At 71.3% G+C, this 18765-nt stretch carries 18 protein-coding genes; 8 read left to right on the top strand and 10 right to left on the bottom strand.

Annotation, left to right across the window (positions count from 1 at the left end; all coding sequences use genetic code 11):
* Nucleotides 1-7: 7 nt before the first annotated feature.
* Both ACFV2X_RS12920 and ACFV2X_RS12925 read right to left on the bottom strand, forming a co-directional pair.
* Entirely contained in the window at nt 8-2680 is a 2673-nt protein-coding gene (locus ACFV2X_RS12920) for an ATP-dependent RNA helicase (RefSeq protein ID WP_385615118.1), read from the bottom strand.
* An 87-nt stretch (nt 2681-2767) separates the two neighbouring features.
* Nucleotides 2768-3610 (bottom strand): class I SAM-dependent methyltransferase, encoded by an 843-nt coding sequence (locus ACFV2X_RS12925; RefSeq protein WP_385615121.1) that lies wholly within the window; start codon nt 3608-3610, stop codon nt 2768-2770.
* Nucleotides 3611-4052: 442 nt separating this feature from the next.
* Between ACFV2X_RS12925 and rpsA the strand changes: the two genes are divergently transcribed.
* Entirely contained in the window at nt 4053-5552 is a 1500-nt protein-coding gene (rpsA, locus tag ACFV2X_RS12930) for a 30S ribosomal protein S1 (RefSeq protein WP_385615123.1), read from the top strand.
* A 136-nt stretch (nt 5553-5688) separates the two neighbouring features.
* Here rpsA and ACFV2X_RS12935 read toward each other — a convergent pair whose 3' ends face one another.
* Nucleotides 5689-6138: a hypothetical protein gene (locus ACFV2X_RS12935; RefSeq protein WP_385615125.1), complete on the bottom strand. Its 450-nt coding sequence runs from the start codon at nt 6136-6138 to the stop codon at nt 5689-5691.
* A gap of 486 nt (nt 6139-6624) precedes the next feature.
* Here ACFV2X_RS12935 and ACFV2X_RS12940 point away from each other — a divergent pair, with 486 nt between their 5' ends.
* From ACFV2X_RS12940 to ACFV2X_RS12950, 3 genes are all read left to right on the top strand, one after another.
* A complete protein-coding gene (locus ACFV2X_RS12940) occupies nt 6625-7569 on the top strand; it encodes a PAC2 family protein (protein ID WP_385615127.1) in 945 nt (314 codons plus the stop codon).
* A 108-nt stretch (nt 7570-7677) separates the two neighbouring features.
* Complete coding sequence (gene coaE / locus ACFV2X_RS12945; RefSeq protein ID WP_385615130.1) at nt 7678-8295, top strand: dephospho-CoA kinase; 618 nt, start codon at nt 7678-7680, stop codon at nt 8293-8295.
* Nucleotides 8296-8496: 201 nt separating this feature from the next.
* Complete coding sequence (locus tag ACFV2X_RS12950; RefSeq protein ID WP_385615132.1) at nt 8497-8865, top strand: tetratricopeptide repeat protein; 369 nt, start codon at nt 8497-8499, stop codon at nt 8863-8865.
* On the opposite strand, the gene ACFV2X_RS12955 is transcribed toward ACFV2X_RS12950, so the two are convergent.
* On the bottom strand, nt 8834-9166 hold the full coding sequence (locus tag ACFV2X_RS12955; RefSeq protein ID WP_385615134.1) for a DUF6343 family protein: 333 nt from the start codon (nt 9164-9166) through the stop codon (nt 8834-8836). The two genes, ACFV2X_RS12950 and ACFV2X_RS12955, sit on opposite strands and share 32 nt — an antisense overlap.
* 196 nt (nt 9167-9362) lie before the next feature.
* On the opposite strand from ACFV2X_RS12955, the gene ACFV2X_RS12960 reads away from it, so the two are divergent.
* Complete coding sequence (locus ACFV2X_RS12960) at nt 9363-10568, top strand: ADP-ribosylglycohydrolase family protein (RefSeq protein WP_385615137.1); 1206 nt, start codon at nt 9363-9365, stop codon at nt 10566-10568.
* Nucleotides 10569-10630: 62 nt separating this feature from the next.
* Nucleotides 10631-11362, top strand: coding sequence for a hypothetical protein (locus ACFV2X_RS12965; protein WP_385615140.1), 732 nt, complete (start codon nt 10631-10633; stop codon nt 11360-11362).
* A gap of 511 nt (nt 11363-11873) precedes the next feature.
* On the opposite strand, the gene ACFV2X_RS12970 is transcribed toward ACFV2X_RS12965, so the two are convergent.
* Nucleotides 11874-12950, bottom strand: a complete 1077-nt coding sequence (locus ACFV2X_RS12970; protein ID WP_385615143.1) for an RNA ligase (ATP) — start codon at nt 12948-12950, stop codon at nt 11874-11876.
* Between the two features lie 104 nt (nt 12951-13054).
* Nucleotides 13055-14278, bottom strand: a complete 1224-nt coding sequence (locus tag ACFV2X_RS12975; protein ID WP_385615145.1) for an aromatic acid exporter family protein — start codon at nt 14276-14278, stop codon at nt 13055-13057.
* Nucleotides 14279-14379: 101 nt separating this feature from the next.
* Here ACFV2X_RS12975 and ACFV2X_RS12980 point away from each other — a divergent pair, with 101 nt between their 5' ends.
* Entirely contained in the window at nt 14380-14850 is a 471-nt protein-coding gene (locus ACFV2X_RS12980; protein ID WP_014180575.1) for a type II toxin-antitoxin system PemK/MazF family toxin, read from the top strand.
* 26 nt (nt 14851-14876) lie between these two features.
* Here ACFV2X_RS12980 and ACFV2X_RS12985 read toward each other — a convergent pair whose 3' ends face one another.
* Nucleotides 14877-15419, bottom strand: a complete 543-nt coding sequence (locus tag ACFV2X_RS12985; protein WP_385615148.1) for a DUF1697 domain-containing protein — start codon at nt 15417-15419, stop codon at nt 14877-14879.
* Between the two features lie 96 nt (nt 15420-15515).
* Between ACFV2X_RS12985 and ACFV2X_RS12990 the strand changes: the two genes are divergently transcribed.
* Nucleotides 15516-16163 (top strand): uridine kinase, encoded by a 648-nt coding sequence (locus tag ACFV2X_RS12990; RefSeq protein WP_385615150.1) that lies wholly within the window; start codon nt 15516-15518, stop codon nt 16161-16163.
* Between the two features lie 69 nt (nt 16164-16232).
* On the opposite strand, the gene ACFV2X_RS12995 is transcribed toward ACFV2X_RS12990, so the two are convergent.
* From ACFV2X_RS12995 to ACFV2X_RS13005, 3 genes are all read right to left on the bottom strand, one after another.
* Nucleotides 16233-16895, bottom strand: coding sequence for a DUF4360 domain-containing protein (locus tag ACFV2X_RS12995; RefSeq protein WP_385615153.1), 663 nt, complete (start codon nt 16893-16895; stop codon nt 16233-16235).
* 82 nt (nt 16896-16977) lie between these two features.
* Nucleotides 16978-17625 carry a DUF4360 domain-containing protein gene (locus ACFV2X_RS13000; protein WP_385615155.1) on the bottom strand — a complete coding sequence of 216 codons (648 nt, stop codon included), beginning with the start codon at nt 17623-17625 and terminating at the stop codon, nt 16978-16980.
* Nucleotides 17626-18058: 433 nt separating this feature from the next.
* A complete protein-coding gene (locus ACFV2X_RS13005; protein WP_385615157.1) occupies nt 18059-18712 on the bottom strand; it encodes a methylated-DNA--[protein]-cysteine S-methyltransferase in 654 nt (217 codons plus the stop codon).
* Between the last annotated feature and the right edge of the window lie 53 nt (nt 18713-18765).

The raw sequence follows: 18765 nt of genomic DNA on the forward strand, positions 1-18765 counted from the left end.
CGGCGGCTCAGCGACGGGAGTTGGTACGCCGCGTCGGCTCGGCCGTCGCCGGGTCCTCCGGCCAGGGGTGTTTGGGATACCGGCCGCGCAGCTCGGCACGCACGGACCGGTACCCCTCCCGCCAGAAGGACGCCAGATCGGCCGTGACCGCGGCGGGGCGCCCGGCCGGTGACAGCAGGTGTACGAGCAGCGGAACCCGCCCGCCCGCGATCCGGGGCGTCTCCTGCCACCCGAACAGCTCCTGCAGCTTGACCGCCAGCACGGGCTGCTCCTGGCCGTAGTCCACCCGCACCCGCGAGCCGCTGGGGACCCGTACCCGCTCGGGGGCCAGCTCGTCGAAGCGCACCGCGTCCCCGGTCGCCCAGGGCAGCAATCGGGCGAGCGCCTGGCCCGCGTCCGCGCGCCCCAGATCGGCCCGCCGCCGCGCCCGGTCGAGCTCCGGGCCCAGCCAGGCGTCCAGCTCCGCCAGCAGCGCCGGGTCGGACACATCCGGCCAGGGGTCGCCCAGCTCGCGATGGAGGAAGGCCAGCCGCTGCCGCAGGGCGACGGCTTCGGCGGACCAGCGCAGCAGCCCCAGCCCCTCACCGCGCAGCCCCTCCCGCAGTGCGGCGTGCACCAGCCGCGGATCGGGCGCGGCCAGCGGCCGCGCCGCCAACTCCACCGCCCCCAGCCGCTCCACCCGCCGCGCCACGACGTCCCCGCCGGACCAGCCCACCTCTTCCCGCCGCTCGTACAGGGCCGACGCCGCGATACGAGCCGTCTCCTCGTCCACGACGGCCGCGAGCCGCACCCGCGCCGACGCCGCCGAGACCGGCCGGTCCGCGACCGCCACGGCCAGCCACGACGCATCCCTCAGCCGAGACCCCTCCCCGAGCTCCGCGCCGGTACCGGACGCCATCAGATACGCCCGCTCCCCCCGCCGCCGCCCCACCCGCTCCGGAAACGCCAACGCGGCAACCACCCCCACAACGGCGTCATCGCCCACGACCCCCGCGACGCGGGCGCCCGGCACGGCATCCCGCCGCGTTCCAGCGCTGGGGACGCCCGTACGCGCCGGTGCCGCACCCCCAGCCGCCCCGGCCCCGGCCTCGGCTCGCGGCTGGGCCGCTTGGGCCGCCCCGCCCGCCGGGCGCCCGGCGGACCGTAGCGCGCTCTCAAGGCGTCGGGCCTCCTGGCGCCAGCGGGCGGCGTAAGCGTCCGTGCCGCGCCGGGCGGTGCGCCAGGCGGCTGCCAGGTCGTCGCCGTACTCCCTGGGCGGCTCCTCGCTGAGCAGCGCCACGGCCTCCGCCGCACGGCGCGCGCCGACCTCGGGTGCGCCGTCCAGGAGGGCCCGCGCGAGCCGGGGGTGGAGGCCCAGCCGGGCCATGCGGGTGCCCCGGTCCGTGGCCCGCCCGGAGTCGTCCACGCCGCCGATGGCGGTCAGCACCTCGCGCGCCGCGGTCAGCGCGCCGCCCGGTGGCGGGTCGAGCAGCGCGAGGCCGGTGGCGTCGGGGTCTCCCCAGCACGCCGCCTGCAGCGCGAACGCCGTCAGGTCCGCGACGCTGATCTCCGGGGACGGGAAGCGCGGCAGCCGGGCGTCCTCGGCCTCCGGCCAGCAGCGGTAGACGGTGCCCGGCGCCTCGCGTCCGGCCCGGCCGGCCCGCTGCCGGGCCGCGGCCCGTGAGGCGCGTACGGTCGTCAGCGCGCTCAGGCCACGCGCATGGTCCATCCGAGGCTCGCGGGCAAGACCGCAGTCCACGACGATCCGTACGCCCGGGACGGTCAGGCTCGACTCGGCGACCGAGGTCGCCAGGACCACCCGCCGCCGTCGCCCCGTCGGCCCCGCGCCCGCGAGCACCGCGTCCTGCGCGGCCGCCGGGGCGCGCCCGTGCACCTGCAGCACCTCCGCGTCGGCGCCGCCGAGCAGCCCCGCGACCCGCGCGATCTCCCCGACGCCCGGCAGGAAGCACAGCACGTCCCCTTCCCGCTCGCGCAGCGCCCGCCGCACCACCCCCGCGACGTGGTCGAGGAGGGCGGGGTCCACCCGCATCCCGTGCGGCGGGCGGACGGGGCGCGCGGGCGGCGCCCACACCACCTCCACCGGATGGGACACGCCCTCGGCGGACACGACCGGCGCCGGCTCGCCGTCCGCGCCCAGCAGCCGGGCCCAGCCCTCCGCGTCCGTGGTCGCGGACGCGGCGATCAGCCAGAGGTCGGGCCGCAGGGTGGCCCGTACGTCCAGCAGGAAGGCGGCGGCCGTATCGGCGTCCAGGTGCCGTTCGTGGCATTCGTCGAGCACCACCGCGTCGACCCCGGCTAGCTCGGGGTCGCGCTGCAGCCGCTGCAGCAGCACACCGGTGGTGACCACCTCCACGACGGTCTCGCGGCTCACCCGCCGCTCCCCGCGCACCGTGAATCCGACCCGGCCGCCCGTCGCGTCCTCGCCCAGCAGCCACGCCATCCGCCGCGCGGCGGCCCGCGCCGCGATCCGCCGCGGCTCGGCGACCAGCACCCGCCGGGCGGGCCCGCCGTCCGCCGCCCCGGCGAGCGCCAGGGGCACCAGCGTCGTCTTGCCGGTCCCGGGCGGGGCGCACAGCACCGCCGCGCCCCGGTCGTCGAGCGCGCGCCGCAGGGCGGGCACGGCGTCGCGAACGGGAAGCGCTTCGAGCGCGTCGGTGCGGGGCGTACGGCGGACGGTCATCTGGTCATCCTGTCAGCCAGGAGGGGAGCCGGAGCGGAGGGGAACAGAGCGGAGCAGAAGGGGCCCGCCGCGCCCCCGCCCCGTCCCTCAGGCCCGCTCGCACACGAAGATCGCCGTCCCCGGGATCAGATTCCCGCGCAGCGGGGACCAGCCGCCCCATTCCTGGTCGTTCCAGGCGGGCCATTCCGGCTCGACGAGGTCGAGCAGCCTGAAGCCCCCCGCCACCACGTCCCGCACCCGGTCGCCCAGCGTCCGGTGGTGCTCCACATAGACGGCACGCCCCGTCTCGTCCTGCTCGACGTACGGCGTGCGGTCGAAGTAGGAGGCGGCGACGCTCAGCCCCTCGGGGCCGGGCTCGTCCGGGAACGCCCACCGTATGGGGTGTGTCACCGAGAACACCCACCGCGCGCCCGGCCGCAGCACCCGGTGGACCTCGCGCATCACCCGTACCGGGTCGGCAACGAAGGGGATCGCCCCGTACGCCGAGCAGGCGAGGTCGAACGAGGCGTTCCGGAAGGGGAGCGCCGTGGCGTCGGCCTGGACGAGCCCGATCGGCCCCAGGCTGGTCGTACGCGCTTCGGTATCGATCCTCAGCGCGTGCCGCAGCTGGCGATGCGAGATGTCGAGCGCCACCGGCCGCGCCCCCTGGGCCGCCAGCCAGCGCGAGCACTGTGCCGCGCCCGCCCCGACCTCCAGGACGTCCAGCCCCTTGAGGCCGTCAGCCGGACCGAGCAGCCCGGCCTCGGCCTCGTCGAGCCCTTCGGGGCCCCAGATGAAGCGGTCGTCGCCCAGGAAGCCGCCGTGCTCCTCCTGGTACTCGTCCGCGTTGCGGTCCCACCAGCCGCGGCTGGCCCGACTGGACTCCGCGTCGCCGGCGATCCGCCGGGTGGCTGTGGGCTCCTCCTCCGGCTCGCTCGCCATGGGAGCCATCGGAGTCGGGGGAGTCGGAGGACCTTCGGTGGCGCCGGGCGTACCGGGCTTGTCGGTTGCACGGGGCATGTGTTCTTGGACCATCGGGCGCGTCGTCGTACTCTCTGTATCGACCTGTGGCTGTGGGGAACGGCTGGACTCCGCGTCGCAGCACGGACCGTGCGACTTGCCGGGCTTGGGGCGAAATGTCCCGCGTGTGCTCTTCGTGCATTGACCATGCCCGGCTGCCCCCGTATGCTACAAGTTGCGCTGCGGGCCTGCGCGCCTCAGACGGAGCAGGCCGCGCTCGCATCTGTTGTATGTCCCTCGGTCACCGAGGCGCTTTTCGATCCCTCGGGAAGAGATCAACGCCTCCGAGGCTGTCCGGCTTCTGCAGTGCGATAACGGGTCCCGGCGTAGCAGTACCTACGACTTCATGTCCGTAACCGGAGCCCTTTCCCACATGACGAGCAGCACCGAGGCAACCCGCACCACCCCGCAGGTGGCGGTAAACGACATCGGTTCCGAGGAAGCCTTCCTCGCCGCGATCGACGAGACGATCAAGTACTTCAACGACGGCGACATCGTCGACGGCGTCATCGTGAAGGTCGACCGGGACGAGGTCCTGCTCGACATCGGTTACAAGACCGAAGGCGTCATCCCTTCTCGCGAGCTTTCGATCAAGCACGACGTCGACCCGAACGAGGTCGTGGCGGTCGGCGACGAGATCGAGGCCCTTGTCCTCCAGAAGGAGGACAAGGAAGGCCGCCTCATCCTGTCCAAGAAGCGCGCTCAGTACGAGCGTGCCTGGGGCACGATCGAGAAGATCAAGGAAGAGGACGGCATCGTCACCGGTACCGTCATCGAGGTCGTCAAGGGTGGTCTCATCCTCGACATCGGCCTCCGTGGCTTCCTCCCCGCCTCCCTGGTGGAGATGCGCCGCGTCCGCGACCTTCAGCCCTACGTCGGCAAGGAGCTCGAGGCCAAGATCATCGAGCTGGACAAGAACCGCAACAACGTGGTCCTGTCCCGCCGTGCCTGGCTGGAGCAGACCCAGAGCGAGGTCCGCCAGACCTTCCTCACCACCCTCCAGAAGGGCCAGGTGCGCTCCGGCGTCGTCTCCTCCATCGTCAACTTCGGTGCCTTCGTGGACCTGGGTGGCGTCGACGGTCTGGTCCACGTCTCCGAGCTGTCCTGGAAGCACATCGACCACCCGTCCGAGGTCGTCGAGGTCGGCCAGGAGGTCACGGTCGAGGTCCTGGACGTCGACATGGACCGCGAGCGCGTGTCCCTGTCGCTCAAGGCGACCCAGGAAGACCCGTGGCAGCAGTTCGCCCGGACCCACCAGATCGGCCAGGTCGTCCCGGGTAAGGTCACCAAGCTGGTGCCGTTCGGTGCGTTCGTCCGCGTGGACGAGGGCATCGAGGGTCTGGTCCACATCTCCGAGCTGGCCGAGCGCCACGTGGAGATCCCGGAGCAGGTCGTCCAGGTCAACGACGAGATCTTCGTCAAGGTCATCGACATCGACCTCGAGCGCCGTCGCATCAGCCTCTCGCTGAAGCAGGCCAACGAGGCCTTCGGTGCCGACCCGTCCGTGGTCGAGTTCGACCCGACCCTGTACGGCATGGCCGCGTCCTACGACGACCAGGGCAACTACATCTACCCCGAGGGCTTCGACCCCGAGACCAACGACTGGCTCGAGGGCTTCGAGACCCAGCGCGAGGCCTGGGAGACCCAGTATGCCGAGGCGCAGCAGCGCTTCGAGCAGCACCAGGCGCAGGTCATCAAGTCGCGCGAGGCGGACGAGCAGGCCGCTGCCGAGGCGGGCGGCGCTGCCCCGGCGCAGGGTGGCCAGGCGTCCGGCGGTTCGTACTCCTCGGAGTCGGCCGACAACTCCGGCGCCCTGGCGTCGGACGAGGCGCTGGCCGCGCTCCGCGAGAAGCTGGCCGGCGGCCAGAGCTGAGCTCGGCTGACCGGCTGAACGGTCGCTGACCGACGTAAGGCCCGCTCTCCTGGAGAGCGGGCCTTACGCATGCCCCGGCGTCGGGGTGCGCGTCCAGGTCCGTAAACGGCCCATGGATGGATGGCCCATGGGATGGCTAGGCGCCGCCCTGTACCGTCACGGAGTCGACCGTGACGCTCTCCGCCCTCTCGATCATGATGCCCTGACGGCCGCCGGTGACCGTGATGCCGCGGACCGTCCAGTACGAGGCGCCGTCGAGGTGCAGCCCGAACCCGTAGCCGTCGCCCGCCGTGAGCACCGCCTTCGGGGAGCCGGTGAGCGTGATCCGGGAGTCGGAAGTCCCGGAGGCGGTGATCACGAAGCCGCCGCGGTAGGTGCCGTCGGCGAGCTCGATGGTGTCGCCGGGGCTGGCCGCCGCGAGCGCGTCCTTGAGCTGGGCCGCGTCGGAGACGGGGATCGGCCGGACGGAGTGCTCATGGCCGTCCTCCGCGGCCGTCCCGGCGGCGACCAGCCCGCCCATGGCGAGGATCCCGGCGGCGGGCGCGGCGACGAGAGCACGCGTGCGGGTGGGGGTGCGGGAGTGCATGGGGGGTTCCGCCTTCCTGCCGTGGTCAGGGGTGGCACCTTCGTGACGCGTAAATGTTCTTGTGGCTGAACATGAGACGACAACGTGAACCTCTGACGGGTCGCGAAGCTAGGGGTGTCACCTGGGCGCGTCAACCCCTTCATGACGCCCTGTGACCGGTATTCGACCCGCGGCGAGAAGTGTGCATGGCGCATGAAAGGGTGTCGGGCGGCACCGCCGTCGCGTCGCCCGGCGCGGCCCCGACCCCCCACTGTCCTCAACGGGCCAGCGATCATGCCTATTTCGCGGGTGACTTCCCCAACTGCGCCGATGCCTGCGCGGCATGGTGCTGCCTCCTTCGCCCCCAATGCCGCCATCGCTGAGCGCCGCCGCGTACTGTCTTGATCCAGTCGGTTGTGCGGATGGCGCGAAGTCGAGGGTGGAGGCCGGGAATGCCGCGCCGCCGCCCGACGTTCCAGAAACGGAACACAAGGAGGAGCGGTCACAGTGCTAGATCCGCAGGATTTGTACGCATGGGAGCCGAGCGGACTCGCGGAAGTCGACGCGATAACCTCCCGGGACTCGGCCGGGCTGGTGCTGCTCTACCACTTCGACGGCTACATCGACGCCGGCGAGACCGGCGACCAGATCGTGCAGCGGCTGCTCGACGGCCTGCCGCACCAGGTCGTCGCCCGCTTCGACCACGACCGGCTCGTCGACTACCGGGCGCGCCGCCCCCTGCTCACCTTCAAGCGCGATCGCTGGACCGACTACGAGACCCCCGCGATCGAGCTGCACCTGATGCGTGACGCGACCGCGGCCCCCTTCCTGATGCTCTCCGGGCCCGAGCCGGATGTGGAGTGGGAGCGGTTCGCGGTGGCCGTGCGCCAGCTGATCGAGCGGCTGGGGGTGCGGCTGTCGGTGAACTTCCATGGCATCCCCATGGGCGTGCCGCACACCCGTCCCGTCGGCATCACCCCCCACGGCAACCGCACCGACCTGATGCCCGGTCACCGGGGCTACTTCGACGAGGCGCAGGTGCCCGGCAGCGCCGAATCCCTCATCGAGTACCGGCTCGCCGAGGCCGGCCTCGATGTGCTCGGCGTCGCCGCCCACGTCCCGCACTACCTGGCCCGCTCCGCCTACCCCGACGCGGCGCTGACCGCGCTGGAGGCGATCACGGCGGCCACCGGCCTGGTGCTGCCCGGCGCGGCCCATGCGCTGCGCAACGAGGCGCTGAAGACCCAGGAGGAGATCGAGCGGCAGATCTCGGAAGGGGACGAGGACCTTGTCGCGCTGGTCCGCGGCCTTGAGCACCAGTACGACGCGGTGGCCGGGGCGGAGAGCCGGGGCAGCCTGGTCGCCGAGCCGGTCGAGCTGCCCTCCGCGGATGAGCTGGGGGCCGAGTTCGAGCGCTTCCTGGCCGAGCGGGAGGGCGATGGGACGGCCTAGACCGCGTACGGCCCTGCGTCCGGGCCCCGCGTACGGCCTGGACCGGGCCCCGGAATGGCCCGTGCAGGGCCTGGACCGCGCTCGGTATGGACCGCATAGGCTGACCCCATGCTGAGGCTGGGACTCACGGGCGGAATCGGCGCGGGCAAGAGCGAAGTGTCGCGCATGCTGTCCTCGTACGGAGCGGTGCTGATCGACTCCGATCGGATCGCCCGCGAGGTGGTCGAACCGGGGACGCCCGGACTGGCGGCCGTGGTCGCCGAGTTCGGGCCCGGCCTCCTCACTCCCGACGGCGCCCTGGACCGCCCGAAGCTCGGCGGCATCGTCTTCAGTGACCCGGAGCGGCTGCGCGCGCTGAACGCGATCGTGCACCCCCTGGTCCGCGCCCGCTCCGCCGAGCTGGAGGCGGCCGCCGGGCCGGACGCCATCGTCGTCCACGACGTCCCTCTCCTCGCCGAGAACGGTCTGGCACCCCTGTACGACATGGTGATGGTCGTCGACGCGGCGCCCGGGACCCAGCTCGACCGGCTGGTGCGGCTGCGCGGTATGACGGAGGACGAGGCGCGGGCCCGGATGGCGGCCCAGGCGACGCGCGACGAGCGGCTGGCCGTGGCCGATGTGGTGATCGACAACGACGGTCCGCTGGAGGCGCTGGAGCCGCAGGTCAGAAAGGTCTGGGCGGATCTGGTCGAGCGCGCGGCGGGCGGCGCGCGGACCGAGGGCTGATCGAGGGCTGACCGACACCGCGGTGCGGTCGCGCCCGGGCTCTGGCGGGAATGCGCCGTATGGCGCCATTGTTGTGTAGCGCGTACCAACGATCACCCGTGCCGACGACTGCCCGTACCGACGACAACTCGTACGACGACTCGTCCGACGACCAGCGCGCGCCGACGGTGATCGTCAGCGCGTTCCGGGAAGGAAACGGTTGTGCCCGAGCCCACGCCCGAGACCCATGTCATCGACTACCGTGCCGCCGAGCAGCTGCTGGCAGCCCGCGACCCGCGCGGCGCGGTGAAGCTGCTCGACTCGGTCATCACCGCCCACCCCGAGAACACCGCGGCCCGGCTGCTGCGGGCGCGCGCCTTCTTCGGCGCGGCGCAGCTGCGAGCGGCGGAGCTGGAGTTCCAGCTCGTCCTGGAGCGCGAACCGGACAACGCGTTCGCACACTTCGCCCTCGGCCGCACCCTGCAGCGAGCCAACCGCCCCGCCGAGGCCACCCGCCACTTCCGCCTGGCGGCGGCCCTCGACCCGCGCCCGGACTTCGTCAAGGCCGCGCGCTTCGGCGAAAACGACTGAGCCTCGGCCCCCGCCGGCCCGTCGGATACGGGCCGCGCACCGGCGCGTACGGCGGCACATCCCGGCCGGGCTGGTAGTGCGGCCCCTGCCGGATGTGCCGGACGACCAGGACCAGATCGGTGAGGGTCACGGCGGCCAGCACCCCGCAGACGGCCGCCCAGCCGGGCCGGTGGACCAGCCAGAAGGCCACCGTGCCCGCGACGGTCCAGGCCAGCCCCCACAGGGCCAGCGCACACCGCATGCGCAGCGGGCTGCGCGCATGCAGCGGCTCGTCGCCCGTACGGATCAGTCGGCTCGGCATGGCGCACCATCTCCCACTACCTACCACTACGAATCTAACGCCGTACTCCCCCCGCGATCCCGGATCCGCGACCGGATCCGCCATCTGGGATCATGGCCCGAACACCTGAGCATCTGAGCACCCGAGCATCTGAGCACCTGAGCACATCGATCAGCGCAGACCTCGGGCGACACCCCGGGCGATGAGGAGCCGCGCGATGATCCGCGAGTCATGGGACGAGACGGCCGCCAGGCGGGCCCGTATTCGCGGCTGCTTCCTCGGGGGCGCGATTGGCGACGCCCTGGGCAACCCGATCGAGTTCCTGTCCCTTCACAGGATCCGCGAGACCTACGGGCCGGAGGGGATCACCGCTCTCGTCCCGGACTCGGAGGGCGTCGTCGGCCGGATCACCGACGACACCCAGATGACCATGTTCACCGCCGAGGGGATGATACGGGCCTGCGCCAGGTCCACGGCCAAGGGCATCGGCGGCGCCGAGATCGCCATCGTGCGCCATTCCTATCTGCGCTGGCTCGACACCCAGAACCACCCCGCGCCGCCGCCCCCGCGGCAGGACCAGGACCTGGTCCGCTCCGGCTGGCTGCGCGAGCAGCAGTGGCTGTACGCCCGCCGCGCCCCCGGCGGCGCCTGCCTGTCCGGCCTCACCCAGGAGCACATCCCCTCGTCCTCCGACCCCCTCGACGGCACCCCCGGCCCGGTGAACACCAACTCCAAGGGCTGCGGCACGGTGATGCGCTCCGCCCCCTTCGGCCTCATCGGCACGGGCGCCCGCGAGTCGTTCGAATTCGCCGCCCGCTGCGCCCAGATCACCCATGGCCACCCAACCGGCTACTACGCCGCCGGCGCCCTGGCCGCGATCATTGCCCTCATCCTCGACGGCGATTCCCTGGAGGGCGCCGTCCTCCGCACCCTGGAACTGCTCAGCCGCTACCCGGGACACGAGGAGACGAGCGCCGCGCTGCGCAAGGCCGTCGACTTGGCCGCGCAGGGCGAGCCCACCCCGGAGAAGGCCGAATCGCTCGGCGGCGGCTGGGTCGCCGAGGAGGCCCTGGCCATCGCGGTCTACTGCGCCCTGGCCCATACGGCGCCGCGGCGCTCCCTCTACAGCAAGGGCGGCGGGACCGGCTACGACCCCAAGTGGCGGCGTACCCCCTTCCAGAAGGCCATGCTGCTGTCCGTCAACCACTCGGGTGACAGCGATTCGACGGGCTCCATCTGCGGCAATCTGCTCGGCGCCCACTACGGCGACCTCCGACTGCCCCCGATGTGGCTGACGCAGATCGAGGGCCGGGGCACCATCGCTGAACTCGCCGACGACTTCTCCTCCGTGTTCCACCAGTCGATCGAGATGTACGAGTTCGACGGCATGGTCTTCCCGCGCTCCCGTTACCCCCTCTACTGAGCTGCCCGGGCCGTCGAACAAATCGTTCGATCGCTGTCACACCCGCCTGTTAACGTGCGGGTGTGGCGAAACTCAATCAGATCATCGCCGTGGAGAAGGGCGTCAAGTCCAAGTCGCAGCAGGACCTGACGGCCGCCCACCACGGTCTTCAGAAGCCGGCCCTGCTGGCCGGTATATCCCGTACGTACCAGCCCAAGGACGAGGAGGGCGAGCAGCTGCCGCCCGAGTCGACCCGGGTGCAGGTCAAGGCCGAGGACGTGCTCCGCGACACCGCGGCCATCCTCACCCGGCTCTTCGACGTCACCGCCACCAAGGACTGGTCGAACTGCACGGCGAGGGCGGATGTGACGGTCGAGGGCCGCACCCTTCTGCGTGACGTCCCGGTCTCCTATCTCCTCTTCCTCGAGAAGCAGTTGACCGATCTCAACGCCCTCGTCCGCAAGCTCCCGGTGCTCGACGCCGCCGAGTCCTGGTCGCTGGACCCCTCCACGGACTCCTGGAAGACCGACCCGGTCCGCACCGTCCGCACAAAGAAGGTGCCCCGCAACCACGTCAAGGCGGAGGCCACGGACAAGCATCCGGCCCAGGTCGAGGTCTACTACGAGGACATCCCGGTCGGCTACTGGACCACCGTCAAGTTCTCCGGCGCCCTGCCCGCCCGCCGCGTCAATGAGCTGCTGGACCGCGTGGAAAAGCTCCAGCAGGCGGTCAAGTTCGCCCGCGAGGAGGCGAACGGCGCGGAGGCCGTCGACCAGCGCGTCGGCGACGTGGTCTTCGGTTACCTCTTCGGGTAGCGTGATGAACTCCCCGTCCGCCCGAGCGCGGGCGGGGTGCGCGAGGAGCGCAAGCTGAAGCTGAAGCTTGTCGTGACGGCGCGGTTGTCAGTGGAGGTTCAAATCCTCCTCCCGGCGCTCACCCACGGGCCGGGATAGCCCAAGTCAGGCAGAGGCAGACCGCATCAATCTCAGACTCTCGCTCCAGACTCAGCATTCGCCGCCGATCGCCGGATCGACCGGGCCCGGGCCCCAGTCGTCGGATGCCGGTTCAAGTCCGGCCCGTGCAGCTTCGATGCGCGGTAGTTCAAAGGTAGAACACGACGGCATGAGACTGACCTGTGCTCTCAACCGAGTCGGCGTGCGCAATTGGGCGGCATCACGGGGCTCGGGGGCAGGCTACGCCCCCGGGCCCGCTCCGTATGGGTGGACCACCATCAGGCGGGCCGTGCCGTAGCGCCCGTACGCCAGGGCGGAGGCCGAGGCCCCGGCGCCCCGGTCGACCTCGGCCCTCACCCGTACCCCCAACCCTTTACTCGTACTCCGTGCCGCCCTTGCGGGTCAGATACGCGCCACTGACCACCTTGGCGATGGCCCGTCCGCCGAGCACGGAGCTGTGCCGCTCGCTCACCGCCCGGACCACCACCCCCTCCCGGATGTGCACCCCGCTTCCGGAGACGGTCTCGCGCCCCTCGGCCAGCTCCAGCACCCGCCCGGCGTCGTACGGCCCGGTGTACAGCGTCGGCACCACCGGCAGCCCGCCGTCCAGCACCTTCGCCAGCTCCTCCGGATCCAGCCAGCGCGACCGCCCGTCGACGTCCACCGCGATGTCGAACACCGCGTACCCGGGCACCCCGCGCCGGCTGTCGGCCCCGTACTCGAGGTCCTGCACCCCGCCCCCGTACACCTCGCCGAAGATCCCGACCCGCGCCGCACCCAGCTCGGCGGCCACCCGGGCCGCCACCGCGGGCACGCCGTGGCCGCGTACGGCCCGCCAGTACAGGTTCTTCTCGTCCTCCACCAGCGCCAGCCGCTGCGCCCCCAGCCCCTTCGACGTCACCCGCACCTCCCCGCCATCCGCGACGTACGTCAGACAGCAGGCCGTACCGTGCAGCTTCTCGGTGACCGCGACGGGCTCGCCGTCCTCGAACACGTCCGGGTAGCGCTTGAGGTTCTCGATGTCGATCCAGGGCATCAGATCCGGCGCGGGCTCCACCTGTCCGCTCATCGCGATCGGCACCGGCGGCACCCACTTGACGATCCCGAGCCGCTCGGCGAAGTCCTCGCCCTCCCGCGCCGCCCGCTCCAGATCCACTTCCGCCAGCGCCTGCGGCCGGCACACCAGCCCCTGTGACAGCTCCCCGCGCAGCCGGATCGCCTTGACCCGGTTGTGCGCGGCCCCCGCCAGCCTCCCCGTCAGCCCCAGCTCGGCGATCAGCTCATCGGGCAGTACGGCCTGCTCCGGCACATATACGGCGAACTCGCCCGACCGGAAGGCCCCCTTGGCCACCACGGCCCGGTAAAGACCCACTTGCGCCAGTTCCAGTGCGTCGGCGTTCGGATGCTCATGAATGGTCAGCCGCTCAGCGGTGACACGCAGCGTCGACATGCTTGGGACCCCCCGTCCCTCGTTCAGTGGTGTGCCACCACTGTGGTGCGCGGACGAGCGGGGTGGCCACCGAATTTGCGGCGGCGGGGACGAAGGGGATGTAGTCAGGCCGTGCGTTGGTTCTCCGCGCGGTCCCCGCGGATCCAGCGCTGGATCTTGCGCAGGAAGGGGTAGCGCTCGCGCTGCTCGCGGGCGCTGCGGTCGAGCTCTTCCATCAGACGCATGGAGCGCTGCTCCATGTCCAACTCGTCGAGGATCCGGTCGATCTCGGCGAGCAGGGCCCCATGGAGCTGCCACTGGCGCGGATGCTGCTGGACGCGCTGGAGCAGGGCCTCGGCGGCCTCGTCGCGGCTCGAATGGGCCTTGGTGAGCTCGTTGGCCAGCCGCGACTCGGCCTCCTCGGCGTTGGCGCTGACCTGGGTGGTGACCAGGACCGCGAAGCTCTCGACGGCCGAGGCGAGGTGGACGAAGAGGTCTTCCAGGGCGGCCGCCACATCGGGCGGGAAGAGGGGTTCGTCCATGCGCTTCTTGGCGAGGTCGGTCAGGGTGCGGGCCAGGACGCGCAGCACGACCATGCAGATCTCCAGGGTGTCCAGGCCGGTGCGCAGCACGACGCGGTAGAGCAGCCCCTCCTTGACGCGGGGGTTGAGCCGCACGCTGTCCTCCGCCTGCCGGAGGGCGGCGTCCACCTGGGCGATGTCCTGGTCGAGGCGGCGGGCCTCGTGGAGCCGGGCGGCGGCGCGTTCGACGGGGGTGTGGCCACCCAGTTCCTCGCCGATGTGCAGCAGCAGCCGGCGCATCCGGCGGGCCAGGTCCTCGATGGATGCGCCCGCGCTCTCGACCCACACCGGCGGGGCGAACAAGAGGTTGAAGGCCAGCCCCACCCCGGCGCCGATGAGCGTCTCCAGAATCCGGTCCCAGGCCGTGGTCGCGACCCGGGTCACGCCGAGGACCAGCATGGCGCTGATCGCCACCTCGACGGTGAACTCGCTCACCCGCACGAAATGGCCGACGGTCAGCGCGACCAGGATGATCAGCCCCAGACTCCACCAGGTCAGGCCCACCAGCGCGCTGAACCCGATCGCGATGATCACGCCGACGACCACGGAGTTCACCCGTCGGACGCCGGTGGTGATGGTGGCGTAGAGGGTGACCTGCACCACCAGCAGGGCGGTGAGCGGTGCGGTGAGCGGGGCCGGTTCACTGCTCAGCTTGAGGGCGACGACGTACGCGATGGTCGCGGCGGCCGTCGAACGCAGCGTCTGTACGACGACCGGGTCCTTCCGCCGCTTGACGAGGTCCGCCACCGGGTCGAGAACATCTGGCACCTTCTGCCCCTTCCCGCATCAGAAGTCACAAAGGCATCAGTACGTCGGCTTGCCACCTGAGCGGACCCTCACACGCCACGCGGAACCACGGACGGGCTAACGTGTGGGCCGTGATCACGCCATTCAACGAACACGGCGACGCCGCCCCGCTGCCGGGCAGCACCGGCCCCACCGCCACGGTGGAGGCACAACCGCGCCAGGTCGGCCGGGTGCGCACGCAGTACGCGCCGGACCCGGACGGCGACCCGGACCCCGGGGAGATCGTCTGGACCTGGGTGCCGTACGAGGAGATGGACGGCCGCGGCAAGGACCGGCCGGTGCTCGTCGTCGCCCGGGAGCGCGGCGGGACCCTGCTCGCCGTACAGCTCTCGAGCAAGCGGCACGACGGCGACCGCGAGTGGGTGGCCATCGGGGCCGGGCCCTGGGACCGGGCCGGACGCGACTCGTGGGTGGACCTCGACCGGGTGCTCCGGGTGCACCCCGAGGGCATGCGCCGCGAGGCCTGCGCCCTGGACCGGCCGCGCTTCGACCGGGTCGTGGCCCGGCTGAGGCAGCGGTACGGCTGGAGCTGAGCGCGGAGCCTCCGGTTCGCGGCGGGTCAGCCGTCGGCCAGCGCCAGCAGCTTGGTGACCGTGTTCCAGTTGCGGGCCGTCATCGTGACGCCGAGCGGCGCCTGCGTGACCTTCGCCGCCAGCTTGGAGCGGCCGGAGCCGTCCGGGGTGCGCAGATAGATCTCCCGGCCGGCCAGGCGGAACTCCTCCGGGGCGTACGAGGCCAGGTCCAGGGCGTCCAGCGGGGCCGTGTCGGCCGGGGCGGCCGACAGGAACACCACATGCAGCGTCTTGGGCTCGGCCGTGGCCTCGGGGTAGGGGTTCGCCTCGACGATGGCGGCGAGCTCGTCGCGGGTGCGTATGACCACTGGCACCGTCAGTCCGAGGTCGGCGGTGATGCGGTCGGCGATCGTACGGGCCGTCCGCTCGGGCGGGGTGCCGGGGTCGGCGAAGACGATGTTGCCGGTCTGGAGGTGGACGGTGACGTCGTCGAACCCCAGGTCCCGCATCAGCTCGCGCTGCCGGGCCATCGGGAACTTGTTGTGGCCGCTGACATTGATGCCGCGCAACAGTGCGATCTGGGACGACATGGCGGGGACTCCTCCGGAAGGGATGAGCGGATCCTACGCTCGCATCCAGTGGCGTGACTCAGCGAAGCGCCCCGCCGTACCTGCATGATGGGGGCTGTGCGGCTCGAAGCGATCTCCTGGGAACGGCTGACCGGCGCGCTCGCCGACCGCGTCGCGGATCTGACGGCGGCGGACGGCAGCCCCTGGCTGAGGGTGGCGGTCGACGGGGCGCCGGCGGCGCGTACCGGGGAACTGGCGGAGGGGCTGGCCGAGGCGCTGCGGGTGCGGGGGCGGCCGGCGCTGGTGGTCGCGGCGGGTGGCTTTCTGCGCGCGGCGTCGCTGCGCTACGAGTACGGGCGGCGGGACGCCGATGCGTACTACGACATGTGGCTGGACACGGGCGCCCTGTGGCGTGAGGTCTTCGACCCGCTGGAGCCCGCGCCGCGCGGCACGGGGCGGGTGCTCCCCGATCTGTGGGATCCGGTGGCCGACCGGGCCACCCGCTCCCCGTACGTCGAACTGCCGCCGGGCGGGGTGCTGCTGCTCCATGGCACGCTGCTGCTGGGGCGCTGGTTCCCGTTCGACCTGTCGGTGCATCTGCGGCTGTCCCCGGCCGCGCTCGCCCGCCGCACGGACGAGGACGAACAGTGGACGCTGCCCGCCTTCGCGCGTTACGAGGAGGAGGCGCGGCCCGCGGAGACCGCGGATGTGGTGGTCCGCGCGGACGATCCGCGCCATCCGGCCTGGAGCGGACCGGGCGTGTGAACGCCGTGCGCCGCGCCCCTGTGGGGGCGAGGCGCACGGCGCCAGGAGTGTGAGTCCGGCGGGGGGTGGCTACGCCGGCGGGCACTCCTTCCACGCGAAGTGGTACGTGGTGCTCACGCTGCCGTCCGTCGAGTCCATGGTCATGAAGCTCGTCGTGTTGGTCGTGTCCGAGGTACCGGCGTTGACCCGCAGCTCGGTGTTGATGTTGAAGTTCCGCAGCGCACCGCAGGGGGCCCATTCCACGGTGGCGATGTCGGAGACGTCGGTCGCCTGCCAGTTGTCGTCGAAGACGCCCGTGAACTCATGGGATTTCGCCGCCGTATTCGACGATCCCTGGAAGTAGTACGAGGCCTTCTCGACGCTGGTCGCGCCCTTCTCCAGGTGCGCATAGCCGCGGTAGTCCACGCTGGCGATCGCGTACGTGAAGCCCTGCGGCACATGCACGACAAGGTTGAGCTGGCAGTTCTTTCTGAAGTCGGTCGGCTTGGCGCCCTTGCCCACTTGGGCGAGATAGTCGCTGTAGGTGACCGTGAACGCCGTGTTGTCGGGCGATACGGCCACCGCCGCGGTGCCCGCCGGACAGCCCGAACCGTTGACCGTCGCGACCGTGATCACGATTTTGTCGGGCGGCGGGTTGTCGAACGGCGATTGCGCGGACGCGGGCTGAGAGGAAACGAGTGCCGTGGCGAACAAAGCCGCGGCCACGCCTCCTTTGAACGTTGCACCGGGCATGATTCTCCATTCGATCGTCTGTGGACGACGACGGAAAGCCGGGCAGGCTCCCACGCCGCCCTGGCTGGTGGAGTTTCGCGCCTTACCGGACGGAAGGACATTCCTTCCAGGCGATGTGGTAAATCGTGTTGTTGCTGCCGTCGGTCGAGTCCATGGCCATGAAGCTGGTGCTGCCCGCCGGCGAGGTACCCGCGTTCACCCGCAACTCGGTGTTGATGTTGAAGTTGCGTTCCACGCCGCAGGGCGCCCAGACCAGGGCGCTGTAATCGGTGGAGTCGCGGGTCTGCCAGTTGTCGCTGTACGGACCGTTGAAGTCATGGGTCCGCGATGTCGTGTCCGCCGAACCCTGGAAGTAATAACTCGCCTTCTCGGTGCCTTTCGCTCCCTTCTCCAGGTAGGCGTAGCCGCGGTAGTCGACGCTGGCGATGGCGTACGTGAAGCCCTGCGGTACGTGGACGCCCAGGTTGAGCTGGCAGTTCTTACGGATGTCGGTCGGGTCCGCACCCGCGCCGACCTGGGCGAGATAGTCGCTGTAGGTCACCGTGAAGGCCGTGTTGTCGTTGGAGACGGCGACGGCGGCGGTCCCTTTGGGGCAGCCCGATCCGTTCACGGTGTTGATGGTGACCTGGATCTTCTCGGTCGGCACATCGGTGACCGACGCGCCCTGCGGGGAAATACCCGTTGCGAATAACGCCGCGACCGCGCCGCCGGCGAGCAGGCCAAAAGACATGGTTCTCCTATCGAGGGTCGATCAAGCGGTGGGTGAAGCCGTGGGGACGGGTTTTGCCGGGGGTGTGGTGCCAGGGGTGTGGCGCATGCCGACGCGCGCTTTCGGCGCGATTTCGTCGGATGTTTGGATGTCCGGATGTCCGGTAGTAGCCGCGGGCATATGCGGTCGTCCGCGGTTCTTCACGGTATTTCCGGGAAGGCCTTAACCGCTGTGTGGGGGAAAGCGGTGCAGCCTTCAAGAAAGGAGCGCGCTCGCAGTGTCATGCGCGTGGTCAGTGCGCATTGGGAGCGATCTAAAGATAGGAGCGAAACGTGTCCACGACAAGACGGGTGGAGTTTTCCGGAACAAGATATTTCCCAGGCGGCATCCAGGCACAGAGCCGGACACAGACCCCAGCTCGGAGCCGTGCACGGATCCCGGCTCCGAGCCCGGTTCAGAAGAGTGGCTGCGGAAGGATCCCTTCCAGAGCCAGGAGCGTGCGCTTGGTCTCCAGGCCGCCGCCGAAACCACCTATGCCGCCGCCGCTTTCGACGACGCGATGGCAGGGCACCACGACCGGCAGCGGATTGCTGCCCATGGCCACCCCCACCGCCCGCGCGGCGCCCGGGTCGCCGACGCGGTCGGCGAGCTCCCCGTAGCCGACGACCGTGCCGTACGGGATGTGGTCGGCGAGCTCGCGCAGGACGCGGCGGTTGAAACCGGTGGTGAGGGACCAGTCCAGGGGGACGGTGAACTCGCGCAGCCCGTCGGCGAAATAGCTCTCCAGCTGGTGCACGGCCGACCCGAGATGGGCGACGCGGTCCGGTACGGCTCCGGCCGCGGAGTCGGCCGGCGAGCCCGCCCCGAAAGCAGGGTCGGGCTCCGGGGCCGTGCCGAGCCGGGCGGTGAGCCGGGAGACGGCCTTGGCAGCCGTCGCGCCGTCGGCGTGGAAGACGACCTGGGCCAGGCCCTGATCCGTCGTCGCGAGCAGCAACGGGCCGATGGGGGAGTCGAGCACGCTCCAGCACCATGCGCGGGCCTCGCGCCGCTCCGTCGGCCCGTCCTGCTCCGCCGAGATCGCCGGCCCCGGCCCTTCTGAGATCGTCACGGGTCCAGCCTAGGCGCGGGGACCGACAACGCCTCCCCGCGCCCAGGCCGCGA

Origin of the sequence: Streptomyces sp. NPDC059679 (genome assembly GCF_042734105.1) — a bacterium.
In the GTDB taxonomy this organism is placed as follows: domain Bacteria; phylum Actinomycetota; class Actinomycetes; order Streptomycetales; family Streptomycetaceae; genus Streptomyces.

Excerpts from the sequence above, each read along its gene's own strand:
- ACFV2X_RS13000 (WP_385615155.1), bottom strand. The coding sequence starts at position 17,625 with ATGTCTTTTGGCCTGCTCGCCGGCGGCGCGGTCGCGGCGTTATTCGCA.
- ACFV2X_RS12935 (WP_385615125.1), bottom strand. The coding sequence starts at position 6,138 with ATGCACTCCCGCACCCCCACCCGCACGCGTGCTCTCGTCGCCGCGCCC.
- rpsA (WP_385615123.1), top strand. The coding sequence starts at position 4,053 with ATGACGAGCAGCACCGAGGCAACCCGCACCACCCCGCAGGTGGCGGTA.
- ACFV2X_RS12925 (WP_385615121.1), bottom strand. The coding sequence starts at position 3,610 with ATGGCTCCCATGGCGAGCGAGCCGGAGGAGGAGCCCACAGCCACCCGG.
- coaE (WP_385615130.1), top strand. The coding sequence starts at position 7,678 with ATGCTGAGGCTGGGACTCACGGGCGGAATCGGCGCGGGCAAGAGCGAA.
- ACFV2X_RS12920 (WP_385615118.1), bottom strand. The coding sequence starts at position 2,680 with ATGACCGTCCGCCGTACGCCCCGCACCGACGCGCTCGAAGCGCTTCCC.
- ACFV2X_RS12960 (WP_385615137.1), top strand. The coding sequence starts at position 9,363 with ATGATCCGCGAGTCATGGGACGAGACGGCCGCCAGGCGGGCCCGTATT.
- ACFV2X_RS12970 (WP_385615143.1), bottom strand. The coding sequence starts at position 12,950 with ATGTCGACGCTGCGTGTCACCGCTGAGCGGCTGACCATTCATGAGCAT.
- ACFV2X_RS12985 (WP_385615148.1), bottom strand. The coding sequence starts at position 15,419 with ATGTCGTCCCAGATCGCACTGTTGCGCGGCATCAATGTCAGCGGCCAC.
- ACFV2X_RS12995 (WP_385615153.1), bottom strand. The coding sequence starts at position 16,895 with ATGCCCGGTGCAACGTTCAAAGGAGGCGTGGCCGCGGCTTTGTTCGCC.
- ACFV2X_RS12955 (WP_385615134.1), bottom strand. The coding sequence starts at position 9,166 with ATGCCGAGCCGACTGATCCGTACGGGCGACGAGCCGCTGCATGCGCGC.